Origin of the sequence: Brevibacillus daliensis, from assembly GCF_021245735.1 — a bacterium.
Lineage (GTDB): Bacteria > Bacillota > Bacilli > Brevibacillales > Brevibacillaceae > Brevibacillus_B > Brevibacillus_B daliensis.
In genome coordinates this window covers 23,431-40,085 of sequence record NZ_JAJISB010000030.1, presented here as the reverse complement: position 1 = coordinate 40,085, position 16,655 = coordinate 23,431, and the positions used below count along the sequence as shown (strand labels likewise).

Genomic DNA, 16,655 nt, shown 5'->3' with positions numbered 1-16,655 from the left:
CCTTTTCCATCATGTAAAATACTCAATTTTTGCTTTTGGAAAAAGACGCATAATCTCTTTTTGCATATGAGTTTTCAAGGCATTAGCCTGAATTTCGGGGTAAACATATTTTCCCTTTCCGTATTTCCCCCACTTGTACTTACGCTCTTCTTCGTTCATTATCAGTTTTGTCTTGGGGTATCGTTTCAGGATTAATCCTTTGGCAATCTTCGTAAATCGGTGCTGAATTAATTCAAATGTTACATCGACTCGATCAGATTCATCTAACCGATCATGTAGTCGTTCCAACAGATCGGTGTAACCAGCCTCCCATCCGTCGAACCAATAGAGTGGCGCAAGGATAAAGCCTAATGGATAACCAGCCTTAGCTACCTTTCCTGCTGCTTCAATGCGCTGCTCAAAGGTTGACGTTCCCGGCTCAAAGTTACGTATGACATAATCCGCATTCATGCTAAAGCGAAATCGAGTATGCTTGTTATGCTTAGCATCCAAGAGTGAATCTACATGATGAAACTTTGTTACAAATCGCAAGCGTCCCAAAGGCTGTTGACCCATATATTCAATGGCTCGTTTCAGATTTCCAGTAATATGTTCAATATTAACTGGATCTGAGGTACAAGCTGCTTCAAATCGAGTAATCTCTGGTTCCCTCTCCTCCATATACTTTCCTGCCTTTGCAAGAATTTCGTCAATGTTTACGTAGACCCGAATGTAAGGCTTCGAGCCAACATTGGTATTCAAATAGCAGTAATGGCAGTGGGCTGCGCATCCCGTAGCAAGTGGAAGAGCATATTCAGCAGATGGTTTTGATTGCTCGAATTTCAGCGTTTTTTTCACCCCGACTACCAATGTCCGTTTTGCATTCCGGTATTGTTGTAGCTCCGTCTCTCCGGGAATGCCTCTGACCTGATTATGACTTGTTGTCATTTTAATCGGAATATCCATCTGCTGATATTGTTTATATAGGTCTTTACCTAATGGGTAATTTAGAGCATCCGGTTCAAAATATACCAGATCTGGTACGAACAGCTTGGAAGCAAATTGGTTATGGTCTATTGGAAGCTGCTTGGCTTGTGTCTGAGATTTGTTTGCGACCGTGCCTGTTTTCGATTTCTCCTGTAAAACAGTTGCCATCGTTATCAATCCCCCTGCACCTAGTTTTCCCACATTTGTCTACGGATGCGCAAGGGTATTACTGGTTTATATCTGTAGTTCTCGTTTTATCTCCGCTAAGAGAGAAAGGGCACGTTCCTTCTCCTCAATAGGAACCTGAACCTGATACAAATAAAGTGCTCCACCACGTTTTTTTCCAGTTACTTTGCAAGTAATGCCAGCTAGTTTCAACCGACGTCTATATTCATCAGCAGCCCTTGGCAAACCGTAAGACTGGTGTACAATTACCCATTTCGTCCACACATCGCATCTACTCCTTTTTGCACATGATTCTCATGCTTCCACTTGGACTACCAGCATTAATGATCCGCTATCGGTAAGCGCTTTCAAAATTGAGCCTGAAATTTCAATTTATATATCATATGAATGAATGAAAAAAATGTATACGATCCACTTGGCTTCGCTCGCCTTTTTACAGGTAGCGAAGCCACATTTTTTGAATTAATATTCACTTTATTTAGATTATTATACTTTATAGTATACCAGATAGATTGCTGTCTCTTACACTTCAGTCATATTGTGAAGCCTAACCACTAATGGTTTTATCTCCAGATTTGCGTGCTTGACGAGGTACTTGATACTTCACCTGATTCGGGTATCGTCTTGCAAGAATATAGGTATGTATTTGTCTAGCAAGGAGCAAAAAGAGTATAGATGTCACAAAAACAATTACCGTCATACTCATTTGTCTCCCTATAATGTTAGGAATAATCAGAGATAATCCTACTGGAACAAGTAGAAGTAATGATAAATTGCTTATTAGCTTATCCCGTTTCCGTTTTTCTTCTTCCGTCATAACTCGCTCTCTTTTTCTTTGGAGTGATTTACGCCACTTGCTGTATGTGATGATTTCAAGACCGATACCCAAGTAAACAAAAGTAAGTGAAAGATAGACCCATACCAGTGTTAGACCGAAAAAATGATAGAGAAGTTTAGAAGTAATAATAAATAAATCCATGGAAATCAATACACCTAGTACTGAATGAAAGAACAAGCTATGTAACTGCCTTTTTTGTTCAAATGGTTTCATCATCATCCAACCGCTACTTATGAGTAACGATGCATGAAGCACACCCAGTAGATAATAGGACCACTTTGGTAGTAATGGGCTTAATTTCCATGTAAAAAAGAAGCTAAGCAGGATGACCACCATGATAATTAGTAGTGATATTCGTGAGTGTACAAAGGGTATAGCGATTAGCTTTGAATCATCATGATGCTGAAGTAACTTATCATTGTCTGGAGACTTATCGTTATATGGTGATAATGTATTCACTCTGTCTATACCTACTCTCTACATAATGTATATTTATCTTTAAAGTAGGGGAAATCATTAGATTTCGCAATACATTTTTGTGTGAAATTTCATACTTTTCTTAAGAAAAACTGGTTCGATGTACATTCGAAGGTGTTGGTACTTGTTTATGTGGAAATTTTTGATGAAGTTATTCTTTTTTACATAGTAAAAAGAAAAGCGAAAAGCTGTACAAATAGCAGATTTTAACCTGCTCTTTGTACAGCTATATTTTTTACAAAACAGCTAACGGCTTATTAAAACGTATGGGTGATTTATTCCTCCATTGAAGAGAGATCTCCTGTAGGCAGATTCAATTCCCATGCTTTCAGTACGCGTCTCATTATTTTTCCAGATCGCGTTTTTGGAAGTTTATCGCGGAATTCGATTTCACGAGGCGCTGCATGAGCTGCTAGACCTTCTTTTACAAATTGTCTAATTTCAGCCATCAAGTCATCACTCGGCTCATAACCATCTCGAAGGGCAATGAACGCTTTGATAATCTCACCACGCACAGGATCTGGTTTTCCGATCACCCCAGCTTCAGCAACAGCTGGATGTTCCACCAGCTTGCTCTCCACTTCAAACGGTCCAACTCTCTCACCTGACGTATTAATTACATCATCAATTCTACCCTGGAACCAGAAATATCCTTCCTCATCCTTATAGGCAGTATCACCTGAAACGTACCAACCTTCAAACTGAAAATATTCATTATATTTAGATGGATTTTTCCAAATCGATCTCATCATTGATGGCCAGTTTGTGCGAATGGCGAGGTTACCCATTCGATTAGGAGGAAGTTCATTTCCTCGATCATCTAAAATACTTGCATACGTACCTGGGAACGGTTTACCCATCGATCCAGGTTTAATATCCATACAGCGATAATTACAAATAAGCTGAGCTCCAGTCTCCGTCATCCACCAGGTATCGTGTATATTACGATTGAATGCTCTTTTACCCCAATACACTACTTCCGGATTAAGTGGTTCACCTACGCTTAAAATATGACGAACGCCGGAAAGATCATATTTTTTCACAACCTCATCCCCTGCACCCATTAACATGCGGAATGAAGTTGGGGCACTATACCATACTGTCACCTTGTACTTCTCTAATGTTCCATACCAGCTATCTGGTGAGAATCTTCCCCCACGCACTACATTCGTTATCCCGTTAAGCCATGGAGCAAAAATACCATATGAGGTACCCGTCACCCAACCTGGGTCAGCTGTACACCAGTAAATATCATCTTCCTTAAGATCAAGCACCCATTTACCTGTCTGATAATGCTGGATCATTGCATTGTGTACGTGAAGAACTCCCTTTGGTTTACCAGTCGAGCCTGAGGTATAGTGAAGAAGCATCCCATCTTCTCTATCCACCCAAACGATATCGAACTCGTCGGAGGCTTGTTCCATCTCTTTATGGTAGCTAATCTGTCCTTCTTGCAGCTCCTCTGTCTCTCCTACCAAGATAATGTGCTTTAATGCAGGCAATTCATTAACTGGTATACGCGGCAGTAAGGAAGGCGTCGTAACAATGGCACAAGCCTCACTATTTTCCAGACGATCCCGAACAGCTGCTTCCATAAATGCTTCGAACAATGGCCCAACAATGACACCATTTTTAAATAAGCCAAGAATGCTTACATATAGCTCTGGTGTACGTGGCATAAAGACGAAAACACGGTCTCCCTTTACGATTCCCAGATTTTGAACAACATTGGCAAAACGGTTTGAAAGCTTGCTAAGATCTTCATATGTATAGCTTTCATCACGTGTTGCATCACTATAAATGAGCGCTGTTTTATCTTTTCTGGATGTGAGTGTATGTCGATCAACAGCTTCATATGCCATATTAACTTTGCCGGTTTCATACCAGCTAAACTCTTTTTCAACTTCTGTCCACTCGAACGTTTCATAGCTCTGTTCGTAGTTCTGTAGATTACAATTTCCACCTGCAGCTGTGATGATATCCTCTTTCAAGTCCACTCACTCCCTGTATGGTAAATTCATTAGAAAACGCATTCATTTTTACATTCTCCATATCCGACATAAATCCTCTAATTATTTTTATTATTCCGAATTTTACGTATGATAGATTACTAAGAAAACCAACTCCTATTTTCACACTTCGCTAAGGTTTTCGCCACCGTAAGAAGTGTATCTGTCCGCTCCATAATGATCCCCGGGGATGCTGAGTTATAAATTTTACAGCCCGTTGATAGAAATCAACGGGCTGGATTTCCTATTCCTTTATTTCCGCGTACTCGATCCCTTTCTGTATCCTATACGTGAACGGTATTGGATCGGCGCTCTCGTTGGGTATCTAGCTGGAAACGAAAAAATATGTACGAGACTCGTAAACGGAATCGAGGCGAATAGCAAAAAGGCGACGATGACATGAAATCGAAAGACAAATGGAACAGCTGTCATCAATTCGTACTGAGGCTGAAAAACAAACAAACTGCGAAACCAGGGACCAATCGTCGTTCGATATTCGTATGCGTGCACCGTTGTGTTATAAATAATCGTGATATAGGTGCCCAAAATCGAAACTAGGAGCACCAAAATGACGGCAAAATAGTCGGCAAATGATGCTTGCGCGCGAACCCGTGGAACAGTCATTTTGCGTATGAGCAAGATGATCAAGCCCGCTACTACCATAAGTCCGGCAAAACCGCCACCGATAATGCCGAATGCGTGGTACATCTCATCATTAACACCTAATACATCATAGAACCGCTTAGGTACTACCATGCCCATGATGTGTCCGAAGAAGGCGAATATGATCCCGTAATGAAAAAGCGGCGAGCCGATACGAAGCCATTTTTTCTCGAAAAACTCCGTTGATGGCGCAGTCCAGGTCACTCCTCGAAATGCAAAACGATAAAGCATCCCAACAAGCATGATGGTAAATGCAATATACGGAAAAACAACCCACCAAAAAACTTCGCTCATTTGTTAACCTCCCTCTGTCGGCTTTCGCTTTTATCCGCTACTTATACATCAACGGGTACGGCATCGTATCCAAATCAGGCTTCTCTCTTCCCTGCTCAAGCTTCTCCATGTCTTGAGGCGAAAGCTCTTTAAATACAGCCTCCATCAAAATCGAAAAAAATGGCTTGTATGGGTTGTCCTCTGCGAGGTGGCGCCGAATCCGCTGCGTGGCGAACGAAAGCCGTTGTCTTAGCTGTTCCATCGGCTCCGATTCCTCTGAATGGGCCAATAATTCATAGAGCATAGGTATGTAATCGGCTAACTCATCATCACCACATTCAAACCCGGCCTCACGGATCATCCTCCGAAGCTCGATTAGCGCGATCCCTCGTTTTCGGCTATCGCCCAATTCATGCGCAGTCAGATATAAACCTGCTTTTTCCTTCAAATCAAAGGTCTCTACGTAGTGCTCCATTATCCTCCATTTTGACTTGTCATATATCGGAGCAACGGCCTGGGCAAGCGTCTTACGAAGCGGCTTTGAGCTGATATCTTCTCTTATGACTGCTTCGATGTCTGCCTGCTCGCTCTTGAACGCCTCTGTCGGGTAGCTCAAAATCCTGGAGGCTATGGCAAGAACAATGCGTGTCTGATCATCCATCTGCTATTCTTCCTTTCCAAATGGATAGGTCATCATCCCTTCAGGGGGAGCCAATCCTTCTATACTGCATGCCCCATACCTGTAGTACAGGTCGTCATTCATTTCCCTACGTCCAGTCGGTATAACAAAGCGTTCGTCATATTTGGCTACTGCCAACAAGCGAGCCATATCTTCAATATCGCCCGCAGACATGCCGGCCTCTTTCAGCAGCTCGCTGTGGCTCAGCTCATCCATACCGCCTACCGTTTGCTGCCGCATATGCACCCTCATCGCAGTCAACTTCAATAACACTTTCCGGATAACTTCTGTATCCCCGGCAGTCATTAACGAAGCCAGATATTCCATAGGAATACGCATATGATCTACGGCAGGAATGTAATGATCGGTATTTAATGCTCCCTCTTCAATATGATTCATAATCGGACTAAGCGGAGGCACATACCAGACCATAGGCAGCGTGCGGTATTCCGGATGCAACGGTAATGCGATTTTCCATTTCATCGCCAGCTTGTAGATAGGAGAATCCTGCGCACTTTGAATCCAAGACTCATTAATTCCCGCTTTTCTCGCTTCAGCTATCACCTGCGGATCAAAAGGATCCAGAAAAACGGATAGCTGTGATTCATAAAGATCCTTGGGATCTTCCACAGAAGCGGCTTCCTTGACGCGATCCGCATCATATAAAACGACACCCAAATAACGAAGACGTCCTACGCAAGTTTCGGAGCATACCGTTGGCAGTCCCGCTTCTGTCCGCGGATAGCAGAAGTTGCACTTCTCTGCCTTGTGTGTATTCCAGTTGTAATACACCTTGTGATAAGGACAACCGCTCATGCAGAAGCGCCAGCCTCGGCAGGCTTCCTGATCAACCAGAACGATACCGTCCTCATCACGTTTATATAAAGCCCCGGACGGACAGGAGGCTACGCACGGCGGATTCAAACAGTGCTCACAGATTCTCGGCAAATACATCATGAACGTTTTTTCATACTCCATGGCGATATGCTCTTGGAGCTTCTTCACGTTGGGATCTAGCGAAACGTTTTCACTGCCGCCTGCTAGATCATCATCCCAGTTAGGCCCCCATTCCGGCTTATCAATGAACTCTCCGGTTATCATCGACTTTGGTCTGGCCACGGGCAAATGTTTGCTCTTAGGGCTGGTGATCAGATGTTCGTAATCATACGTCCATGGTTCGTAATACTGGTTCATATCCGCCAAATCGGGATTGTAGAATAGCGTTGCCAATTTGGTAATGGGGCCGCCTGCGCGAAGGGTCAACTTACCGTTCTTCAACACCCATCCGCCTTTAAAACGTTTGGTGTCTTCCCATTGTTTCGGATATCCAGGTCCAGGTCTCGTTTCCACATTGTTGAACCACATATATTCCACGCCAGGACGATTGGTCCACACATTCTTGCAGGTGACCGAGCACGTATGACAGCCAATACATTTGTCCAAGTGCATAACCATGGCGACTTGCGCTTTAATTCTCAAGCCAGTCCACCTCCTTAAGCGGCCGGATAATGGCCATCGTATCCCGCTGACTGCCTGTCGGGCCATAATAATTAAAACCGTAGCTCAATTGGGAATAGCCGCCTATCATATGAGTGGGCTTTACTGTAATTCTGGTTACGCTATTATGCGTGCCCCCTCGCGTTTTATTGATGGCTGTACCCGGCACGCCGAGCGTACGGTCCTGGGCGTGATACATGAAGGTAACACCTTGCGGAATCCGATAGGTGACTACCGCTCTTGCCGCAACGGCACCGTTTCGGTTATAGACTTCAATCCAGTCGTTATCTTTGACACCGATAGAAGCAGCATCTTTCTCATTCAACCACACCGTCTGCCATCCCCGGAATAAAGTTGACATATTCGTAGTATCCGTAAACATCGTATGGATGCCCCACTTTTGGTGCGGCGTCATATACCTGAGCGTTATCCACTTTCCGTTATGCTCAACTTCCTTCTCGCCTTTCAAGTAAGGCCCATGCGCCAATGGCGGCAAATATAAAGGCAATCCCTCGCCAAAGTCTAACATGACCTCATGATCCAGATAAAAGCTTTGACGACCGGTCAACGTGTGCCAAGGAATCCCGTATTCGGTATTGACGGTGAACGGCGAGTAACGGCGGTTATCCTTTTCCAAGCCACTCCAAACGGGTGTAGAAATAGCCTGTCTGGGTTGCGCGGTCAGATCATTCAGCGTGAACGCTTCTTCCTCACGAGCCACGGAGATATCAGCAAGATGCTTGCCCGTTTTGGCCTCCATCGATTTCCATCCTTCAACGGCCCTTTTGCCATTCGTTGCGCCTGACATCAAAAGGATTGCTTCAATGGCTTGCTTATCCGTAAACAGATCAGGATTGCCCTTGCCGATCCCGTCCCTTTTCGAGGTACCCAGTCGTTCAATCAGTTCCTTGTAAACCTTATCGCCTGGAATTTTGACACCTTTCGCCCCATAACCATTCTTGATATTGGGTCCGATCGTCGTCATCTGCTGATACACATTGGGGTAATCACGTTTCACAATGTGAAAGTTGGGCATTGATTTCCCGGGAATTGCCTCCACTTCTCCCTTACGCCAATCCAATACTTTGCCGCCTGGCTGAGCGATCTCGCCTACGGTGTCATGGGCCAACGGCGTCATGATCAAATCCTCACAAGCAGGTAAATGCTTTTCAGCGAGTTCTGAGAACACCTTGCCAATCTCACGGAAAGTATCCCAGTCGCTCTTGGCTTGCCAAGGCGGAGAGATTGCAGCGTTAAACGGATGTACGAAAGGATGCATGTCCGTGCTGCTCAGGTCAAATTTCTCATACCAGGTTGCCGCTGGTAGGACGATATCGGAGAATAACCCAGAGCTGGTCATTCTGAAGTCTATACTGATTAGAAGGTCGGCCTTTCCTTCGGGTGCTTCACCCTCGACCTTAACTGTCTCCGGTTTCCAGGAATGCTCGGTATCCGCAAGCACATGATCATCGGCACCGACCAGATGCTTCACAAAATATTCATGCCCTTTACCGCTGTCACCCAGCAAATTGGAGCGCCAATTGAAAAAAACACGAGGGAAGTTGCGCGGATCATCCGGATTTTCAATTGCCCATTCAATCTTGTTTTCTTTTATTTGTTTCACGATCTCATCAATGGCAGCCTTGTCATCCTCCGCCCCGTTATTTCTGACCTCCTTGATGAGGTCCAGAGAATTCTGGGTGAACTGCGGGAACGATGGGAGCCACCCCAACCTCGCAGCCATGGCATTGAAATCGGCGGGGTGCATGTTCGTAAATCGCCCGCCCCAAGCTTTTTGCTCCTCATTCTCTCTCACTTCATAACGGAACTGATCGGTGGCGAAATAGAAAAAAGAAGTTCCGTTTTGCAGTCTTTGCGGCTTCAACCAGTCGTTGGCAAACGCCACCTGCTGCCAGCCCTCAAGCGGGCGGACCTTTTCCTGTCCGACATAATGGGCCCAGCCCCCTCCGTTCACGCCTTGGGAGCCCGTTAGCAGAACTAAATTCAGTATGGAGCGATAGATTTGATCGCTGTGGAACCAGTGGTTCGTGCCGCCGCCCATAGCGATCATGGATTTCCCTTTTGTTCTTGCCGCATTCTCGGCAAATTCTCTAGCGACTTGAATGACGTGGGCTCTTCGAACCCCTGTGATGCTCTCCTGCCACCCGGGCGTGTAAGGCTTGGGGTCATCATAGTCCTTCGGATAATCTCCAGGCAAAGCGCGGTTTACACCCGTATGAGCCATCATAAGATCGTAAACCGTGGTAACTCTCAAGTTTTTACCGTCTTTACTTGAAATATGTTTTACAGGGACCCCGCGTCTGACACAACCGCCCCCGCCTTCTGCGAAATAAGGAAAACCGACTAGCACAATTTCATCGGAATTGTCTATGAAGCTTAATTTTGGATCAATGGGACTTCCATCTAATTTCTTCATGTCCAAATTCCATTTGTTCCCCTGATCCCACCGGTAGCCTTGGCTGCCGTTGGGTATGGCCAATCCTTCACTGTGTTCGTCCCAAACGACGGTTTTCCATTCTCCCAGTTCATGGTGATCTTCAATATCTGAGGCCCTGAGGAAGTTTCCTGTTCGTGCATCATCCGCCTCGCCGTTCAAAATAATCAGAAAGGGCAGGTCCGTAAATTTCTTGACATACTCATTGAAATAAGGCGTCTGCCGGTCTACATAAAATTCCTTCAGAATGACATGTGTCATTGCCATAGCAAGCGCACCGTCAGTTCCAGGGCGTGCCGGCAACCAAATATCGGCGAATTTCTCGTATTCGGCATAATCAGGACTTACTCCGACTACTTTGGTTCCGTTATATCTGGATTCCACCATAAAATGCGCGTCAGGCGTCCGGGTCTGCGGCAAGTTGGTTCCCCAAATAATAAAATATTTGGCATTATACCAATCACCGCTTTCTGGCACATCGGTTTGATCACCCCAAATTTGTGGTGAAGCTGGAGGGAGATCCGCATACCAGTCATAGAAGCTCAGAATTGTCCCTCCGATTAAGGAAAGAAATCTGGCCCCAGCGGCATAGCTGACCATTGACATAGCAGGTATCGGACTGAAACCCGCAACTCGATCAGGCCCATAGGTTTGAATGGTATAGATTGAGGCCGCTGCAATCATTTCACAAGCGTCCTGCCAATCAGCGCGAACAAACCCGCCCTTCCCTCTCGCTTTTACATATTTTGCACGTTTTTGGGGATCGCTTACTATGTTTTTCCAGGCGACTACAGCATCGTGCCCCAAATCGCGTTCTTTTTTCCACAATTCATAGAGATCACCGCGGATGTAGGGATACTTGACTCTAATCGGACTATATGTATACCAGGAATAGCTGGCTCCTCTAGGACATCCCCTCGGCTCATACTCAGGGAAATTCGTTCCGGTGGTCGGATAATCCGTCTGCTGTGTTTCCCACGTGATGATTCCATCCTTCACAAAAATCTTCCAGCTACAGGAACCCGTACAATTCACGCCATGTGTGGAACGGACGATCTTGTCATGCTGCCAACGTTCACGGTACATGCTTTCCCAGTCCCTGGGCCTAACATTTTCTTCTGTCCACCCATCGTTAATACGCTCACCGCGCTGCAGATGCTTGAATGTCCGAAGCAGCTTTCCGCCTTTTCTCTTCATTTATACAAATCCTCCCGCATCTTGGCTTAAAGGATCGAAGCGTTCGCCTAGCAATTTATATGACGCTTCTCCTGCCAACAATTCTTCAAGGAATACATTGTAATTGGATGCATTAGCAGCGACCATGATTAGCCTTTGCATAGCATCCAATTTTTTGATCTCATTTATTTTGTTACTAATATCTTCCGGAACATCACCGAAACGTATCCTTAAAACCTCAAGCACATCTTCTTTATCCATAGCAAGCAGATCGTCCTCTTCGTGAAATGCATACACTTAGCATCCGTCCTTTTCTAAAGCTTCATCATTTTGAAATAGTCGGCTATCAAAGCCTGTTTGCAGGATTCACCAGCATCTCTGAAAAAATCAATCACTGTTGTATCCAAATTCGTCACCATTTCATGAGAGAATAGTTTTTCCTTCACATGTTTCAGGTCGTCTCCAAATCTCAAAATGATGGAATAACCGCCGTCTTGAATTATCGTATCTGCCTTAACGTCATATGAATGCAGATGAAAAGCTTTGAATTCCTCCAGAAGGCGATGGTAACAAGCGGGTATCACGGATCTTAGCGGCTGTTCCGAAGACATATCGTGATTAAGCAGTTGACTCATGGGACACCGTCTCTTCACCTAACAAAATACCTTCATCTTCATTGTGAAGGGTATCTATAAGAATAAGCGCTTGAAATCGTTTCAGTATTTCCTCAAAAGATCCTTGATTGCTTACTATTTCCTTTACTTCACGTACCAAGTACCGCATAAGCGTATGATCACGCGTTAATGCGATAATGATTTCCTTTGCCTCTGGCGTTGTCTCAGTAATTTCCTTGTACAGTCCTTCTTCTTCTGAGCTAGCATGCTGCAAAGTTCTAGTTTCCCAATGCTCGACCGTAATATAAGCAATCTCAAGTGCTTTCTTGAAATCTTCATTCTCTATGCAAAGACGAAAAAGCTCTGTCAATTCTGTAGCCTCACCCAGAGCAGATTCATGAATCGAAGAATGACTATCCCAATGTCTTAGAGCTGGTCCTGACATCCGTAACCACTTCCTTCATTTTTTTCAAAATTGTAATATGCATATCCTAATTTTATCCATATGCCCAAGTGCTTAAACCAAATAAAAAAGGCCTGATTTCTCAAGCCTTTTCATCCAAAAGGTACAATCTTTGTGGTTAATTATCACAATACTAAATCAAATGTTATTACTCTCTGTGGTTCTCCTAAGTTTAAAATGCAATTTGGAGAAACAAAAAAAGGATACTTAGCTCATGTAGAACTAACCATCCTCTTATGCAACCTCTTTCGTGTTAACGTAATCCCTTAGGATTCATCTCCTGTATCTACTCCATCAACAGTTCCCATCGCATAGGATTCATTTAATTGTTCTTGTGTTAGCGACGTACCTTGATCAGCAGTTGTAGCATTTTGATATCCTAATGTATCGGTGTTTTGAAGCCATGTATCGGTGTGAGTTTGCTTGCTCATTGGCTTTTTCATTACTTATTCCTCCTAATTAAATACTCACTTTTCATGCATAGTTTGTGTCATGGCTCTCTTTTTTACTCCTATTTCCAATTGGGTTGATACTCATTTTTTTCCTCCTATGAAATCATGAGGAATAGCACAGCCTATATCATATTGAGTAATAAGGGAGTGACATATTGTGAAGACCATATTTACACTTGTTTTTGTAGGATTACTGGTAGGAGGGTTATTTACCTATAACTCATATATGTCCAAGCCAAAAGTGGCTTCACCTGAATCTGTTCGACCATCTCCATCTAGCCAGCAACAAGTGAAAAAATCAAATCAACAGGCGCACGCCATTACAATGGATGAACGAAGTGTTCCCAAAATTGACTATGTCGAGCAAGTAAAAGATATGCGTAGCAAAATGGAACATAAGCCTCAAATTACAACAATTCGTCATAATAATCGTGATAAAAGCCATTACGTCGACAATGAAGTTGTTGTGCGATTTACGAAACGTCCTTCCGACGAAGAACTAAAAAAAATGTGCAAAGCGACAGACAGCTTCATTAAGCGTGACTTCCGAAGCTCCAAATCGATGATCATTAAATCACGGTCACTCTCCACCCAAGAGTTGATGAAGGTCTTTGCGAGACATCCCGAATCGGTCTACGCAGAGCCTAACTATTTACTACTGCCGAACAAAACTCCAAATGATGTCTATTACAATCGATACCAGTGGAATCTTAGTCAGCTCAATATGGAACAAAGTTGGGAAATTAGCCAGGGTGCTGATGACGTAGTCGTAGCGGTCGTTGATACAGGAGTTGATCTAGGACACCCTGAATTCCAGGGAAAGCTGGTGAAAGGTTATAACGTGCTAACAGATACGAACCAACCACAAGATGATAATGGGCATGGATCACATGTTGCTGGAATCATCGCAGCGCGTACGAATAACCGGGATGGGATTGCTGGAATATCCTGGAACAGCAAAATTATGCCGATAAAGGCGATTGGTGCAGATGGCAGTGGAACTGCTTTAGATATTGCAATTGGAATAGAGTGGGCAGTAGATCATGGTGCCAAGGTAATTAATTTAAGTGTAGGCAATTATGCGCCATCAGCAGCGTTGAAACAAGCATGTACCTATGCTAATCAAAAAAACGTGGTACTGGTAGCAGCTACCGGTAACGATTCTACTGATCAGCCCAGCTTTCCCGCAGCCTATCCTGAAGTAATTGGTGTAGGTGCGGTAGATAACAAGAACCAGTTAGCCGAATTCTCCAATTACGGTGCGCCTGTATCCGTAGTAGCTCCGGGCGTCGATATTCCAAGTACCTATATTTATAAGGATTATGCTGCTCTATCTGGCACGTCAATGGCTTGCCCACATGTTGCCGCTATTGCTAGTCTTATTCGTTCCGTTAATCCTGCTCTTTCTGTTACCGAAATCCGAGAAATAATGGAAAAGACTGCAAAGGACTTGGGAGAACCTGGCCACGATACGTTGTATGGTCATGGTTTTGTAAATGTGAAACAGGCACTGGAGGAGAGTAATAATCGCAAGCATCCAGCACCTTCGTCTCACCCTACTCCACGTAACTCTTGGCAAAACTTTTTTGATCGATTTTTTGGCGGGTTTCAACCATTTTCTACTACCAGGTAAATAAGGGGGTCAAGCTTAGATGAAAGCCATTGTCCTGTTTGCGCATCCAGGAAAAGAGAGTTTTTGCCACTCCATCCTGCACGAAGTAACCAATCAGTTTGATCAGGAAGGGATTTCGTATGAAGTACGTGATTTGTATCAGGAACAATTTTCTCCTGTATTCTCTGCTTCAGATATGAATGGCATTGAGACTGACCAGATCCCTGATGAGATCAAGAACGAACAGGTTTCAATCAGAAATGCGAATCTGCTGGTGATGATTTATCCTGTCTGGTGGTGGTCACAACCTGCTATCCTCAAAGGATATATCGATAGAGTCATGACTAATCAATTTGCTTTCCGATATGAGTCAACTGGTCCCATTGGTCTTCTAACTGATAAACAGGCTATCGTATTTACCACCACTCGTGAATCCGCTAAGGAAATGGAGCAAAGTGGTTTTGACACGGTTATGGAAAAACAAGTTGTGGATGGTATCTTGCATTTTTGTGGAATCAAACCTGTTGTCTATCGGAATTTTGCGGAGATCGCTAACACTTCTGAAGAACAGAGAAAAGAATATCTAGCTCAAGTTCATCAGGCTATCCGCCATTTTCGTACACCTGTAATGATGTAAGCTTTAAGCACGAATGAGGCACCATTAAATAATACTACCCTACAACAACCAAAGGAGCCGTATACTCGGCTCCCTTGATATTTCAATCATTCTCTAGTCGTTATTTTGTTCTTGTTCACCTAGCATTAGATAATATTGATACAATGCACGAATACCCTTATCAAAATGTGCAAGAGAGAATTTTTCGTCAGGTGCATGAGCATTAGCATCTGGCAAGGCAAATCCCATCATAATGATCGGAACCTGAAGCACACGTGCAAATAATTCCACCACAGGAATAGAGCCACCAGCTCGAATGAACGAAACCCGTTTGTCAAAAGCTTCTTCCAATGCCTGAGCAGCTAGTTTTAGGCAAGGATGATCAAGTGAGCCTACATATGGATATGATTTATCTTCAAACGTCAAGGAGGCACGAATTCCTTTTGGTATATGTTTTTCTACATGAGTCTGAATGATTTTCTCCATTCGATCAGGATCTTGATTGGATACGAGCCGACATGTTATTTTTACGTGTGCTTCTCTCGGGATAACAGTTTTGCTGCCTTCCCCTTGGTATCCACCATACATTCCATTTATTTCGAGAGTTGGCCTCGTCCATACACGCTCTAAAGCTGTATATCCCGGTTCACCCACTTGCTCCGTTACACCCAACTTCTCATAGAACTCTTTCTCCTGAAAAGGCAGCTCTGCAAGCAGGCGTTTTTCTGTCTCCGAAATAGGTTCAACATCATCATAGAAACCATCAATGGTTATCATCCCATCTTCATTTCTCATGCTAGCAAGTAATTGAACCATTGCATGTAACGTATTGGGGACGGTGCCACCATGAAATCCGCCAGAGTGCAAATCTCTATTGGCACCGTATAAACTGATTTGAAAACCAAGCAATCCTCGTAATCCGTAACAGATGGCAGGATTATTCTCTTCCATCACAGCTGTATCAGACAAAATTACATAATCAGCCTGAAAGCGTTCTTTCTCAATGGGCAAGGTGCTTAGCAACAAGCTGCTACCACTTTCCTCTTCACCTTCAAGGCATAGCTTTACGTTAAAAGGAAGTCTCCCATAGGTATGGAATAGGGCTTCAAAGACAAGTAAATGCATAAAGAACTGACCTTTGTTATCACTGGCCCCTCTTCCATATAATATATTTCCTCTAATTTCTGGAGTAAAAGGCGGACTTGTCCATTCCTCAATCGGATCTGCCGGTTGAACATCATAATGACCATACAACAGAACAGTTGGCTGATCTGGAGCATGTAGCCAATCTGCATAGATGATTGGATGACTATCTTTTTCGTCAGTAATGAATGTAACATGTTCAAAGCCTATTTCTTTTAAGTAGGATACAAGGTTATTCGCACAGGCTCGTACATCATCTTTATATGCGGGATCCGTACTAATACTGGGAATGGAGATCAGTTCACATAATTGCTTAAGATGTTTATCTCGATTTTTTTCAAAATAATCTGTGATCATGGCACATACCTTTCTTACAAATTTTTTGATTAATGGTTGTGAATTCTAGCTAGCTTAAAGAAAGATCACTTATCAAGTAAAAAGGCAGCCAATCCGCACAAGTGCGTGACCAGCTGCCACGTTAAACCAATCAATTTTCAAGAGACTTCTTACAGGTAACAAAGAATAAGTTCAAATAA

Annotated in this window: 15 protein-coding genes; 2 read left to right on the top strand and 13 right to left on the bottom strand. The window is 43.7% G+C overall.

Annotated features, from left to right (window positions below; translation table 11 throughout):
* Window positions 1–9: 9 nt before the first annotated feature.
* The 12 genes from splB to LM917_RS18765 form a co-directional block, all read right to left on the bottom strand.
* The gene (splB, locus tag LM917_RS18820) at window positions 10–1,134 is read right to left on the bottom strand and encodes a spore photoproduct lyase (RefSeq protein WP_232699260.1); all 1,125 of its coding nucleotides are present in this window, start codon (window positions 1,132–1,134) and stop codon (window positions 10–12) included.
* 66 nt (window positions 1,135–1,200) lie between these two features.
* The gene (locus LM917_RS18815; RefSeq protein WP_232699258.1) at window positions 1,201–1,416 is read right to left on the bottom strand and encodes an SPOR domain-containing protein; all 216 of its coding nucleotides are present in this window, start codon (window positions 1,414–1,416) and stop codon (window positions 1,201–1,203) included.
* Window positions 1,417–1,699: 283 nt separating this feature from the next.
* Window positions 1,700–2,449, bottom strand: a complete 750-nt coding sequence (locus tag LM917_RS18810) for a hypothetical protein (RefSeq protein WP_232699257.1) — start codon at window positions 2,447–2,449, stop codon at window positions 1,700–1,702.
* 293 nt (window positions 2,450–2,742) lie between these two features.
* Window positions 2,743–4,458 carry an acetate--CoA ligase gene (acsA, locus tag LM917_RS18805; RefSeq protein ID WP_232699254.1) on the bottom strand — a complete coding sequence of 572 codons (1,716 nt, stop codon included), beginning with the start codon at window positions 4,456–4,458 and terminating at the stop codon, window positions 2,743–2,745.
* Window positions 4,459–4,728: 270 nt separating this feature from the next.
* Window positions 4,729–5,433 (bottom strand): respiratory nitrate reductase subunit gamma, encoded by a 705-nt coding sequence (narI, locus tag LM917_RS18800; protein WP_232699253.1) that lies wholly within the window; start codon window positions 5,431–5,433, stop codon window positions 4,729–4,731.
* A 37-nt stretch (window positions 5,434–5,470) separates the two neighbouring features.
* On the bottom strand, window positions 5,471–6,073 hold the full coding sequence (gene narJ / locus LM917_RS18795) for a nitrate reductase molybdenum cofactor assembly chaperone (protein ID WP_232699252.1): 603 nt from the start codon (window positions 6,071–6,073) through the stop codon (window positions 5,471–5,473).
* 3 nt (window positions 6,074–6,076) lie between these two features.
* A complete protein-coding gene (narH, locus tag LM917_RS18790; RefSeq protein WP_232699250.1) occupies window positions 6,077–7,570 on the bottom strand; it encodes a nitrate reductase subunit beta in 1,494 nt (497 codons plus the stop codon).
* A complete protein-coding gene (locus tag LM917_RS18785; RefSeq protein WP_232699248.1) occupies window positions 7,560–11,240 on the bottom strand; it encodes a nitrate reductase subunit alpha in 3,681 nt (1,226 codons plus the stop codon). Before LM917_RS18785 ends, narH begins: the two co-directional genes overlap by 11 nt.
* A complete protein-coding gene (locus tag LM917_RS18780) occupies window positions 11,241–11,516 on the bottom strand; it encodes a hypothetical protein (protein ID WP_232699247.1) in 276 nt (91 codons plus the stop codon).
* Between the two features lie 17 nt (window positions 11,517–11,533).
* Entirely contained in the window at window positions 11,534–11,854 is a 321-nt protein-coding gene (locus tag LM917_RS18775) for a hypothetical protein (RefSeq protein WP_232699246.1), read from the bottom strand.
* Complete coding sequence (locus LM917_RS18770) at window positions 11,838–12,278, bottom strand: hypothetical protein (RefSeq protein ID WP_232699245.1); 441 nt, start codon at window positions 12,276–12,278, stop codon at window positions 11,838–11,840. The genes LM917_RS18775 and LM917_RS18770 overlap by 17 nt, the downstream gene beginning before the upstream one ends.
* Before the next feature lie 284 nt (window positions 12,279–12,562).
* Complete coding sequence (locus tag LM917_RS18765) at window positions 12,563–12,739, bottom strand: hypothetical protein (protein ID WP_232699244.1); 177 nt, start codon at window positions 12,737–12,739, stop codon at window positions 12,563–12,565.
* A gap of 166 nt (window positions 12,740–12,905) precedes the next feature.
* Between LM917_RS18765 and LM917_RS18760 the strand changes: the two genes are divergently transcribed.
* Window positions 12,906–14,381, top strand: a complete 1,476-nt coding sequence (locus tag LM917_RS18760) for a S8 family peptidase (RefSeq protein WP_232699243.1) — start codon at window positions 12,906–12,908, stop codon at window positions 14,379–14,381.
* A gap of 19 nt (window positions 14,382–14,400) precedes the next feature.
* On the top strand, window positions 14,401–14,997 hold the full coding sequence (locus LM917_RS18755; protein WP_232699242.1) for an NAD(P)H-dependent oxidoreductase: 597 nt from the start codon (window positions 14,401–14,403) through the stop codon (window positions 14,995–14,997).
* 93 nt (window positions 14,998–15,090) lie between these two features.
* Here the strand turns inward: LM917_RS18755 and LM917_RS18750 are convergent, their stop codons facing one another.
* Window positions 15,091–16,476 carry a dipeptidase gene (locus LM917_RS18750; RefSeq protein ID WP_232699241.1) on the bottom strand — a complete coding sequence of 462 codons (1,386 nt, stop codon included), beginning with the start codon at window positions 16,474–16,476 and terminating at the stop codon, window positions 15,091–15,093.
* Between the last annotated feature and the right edge of the window lie 179 nt (window positions 16,477–16,655).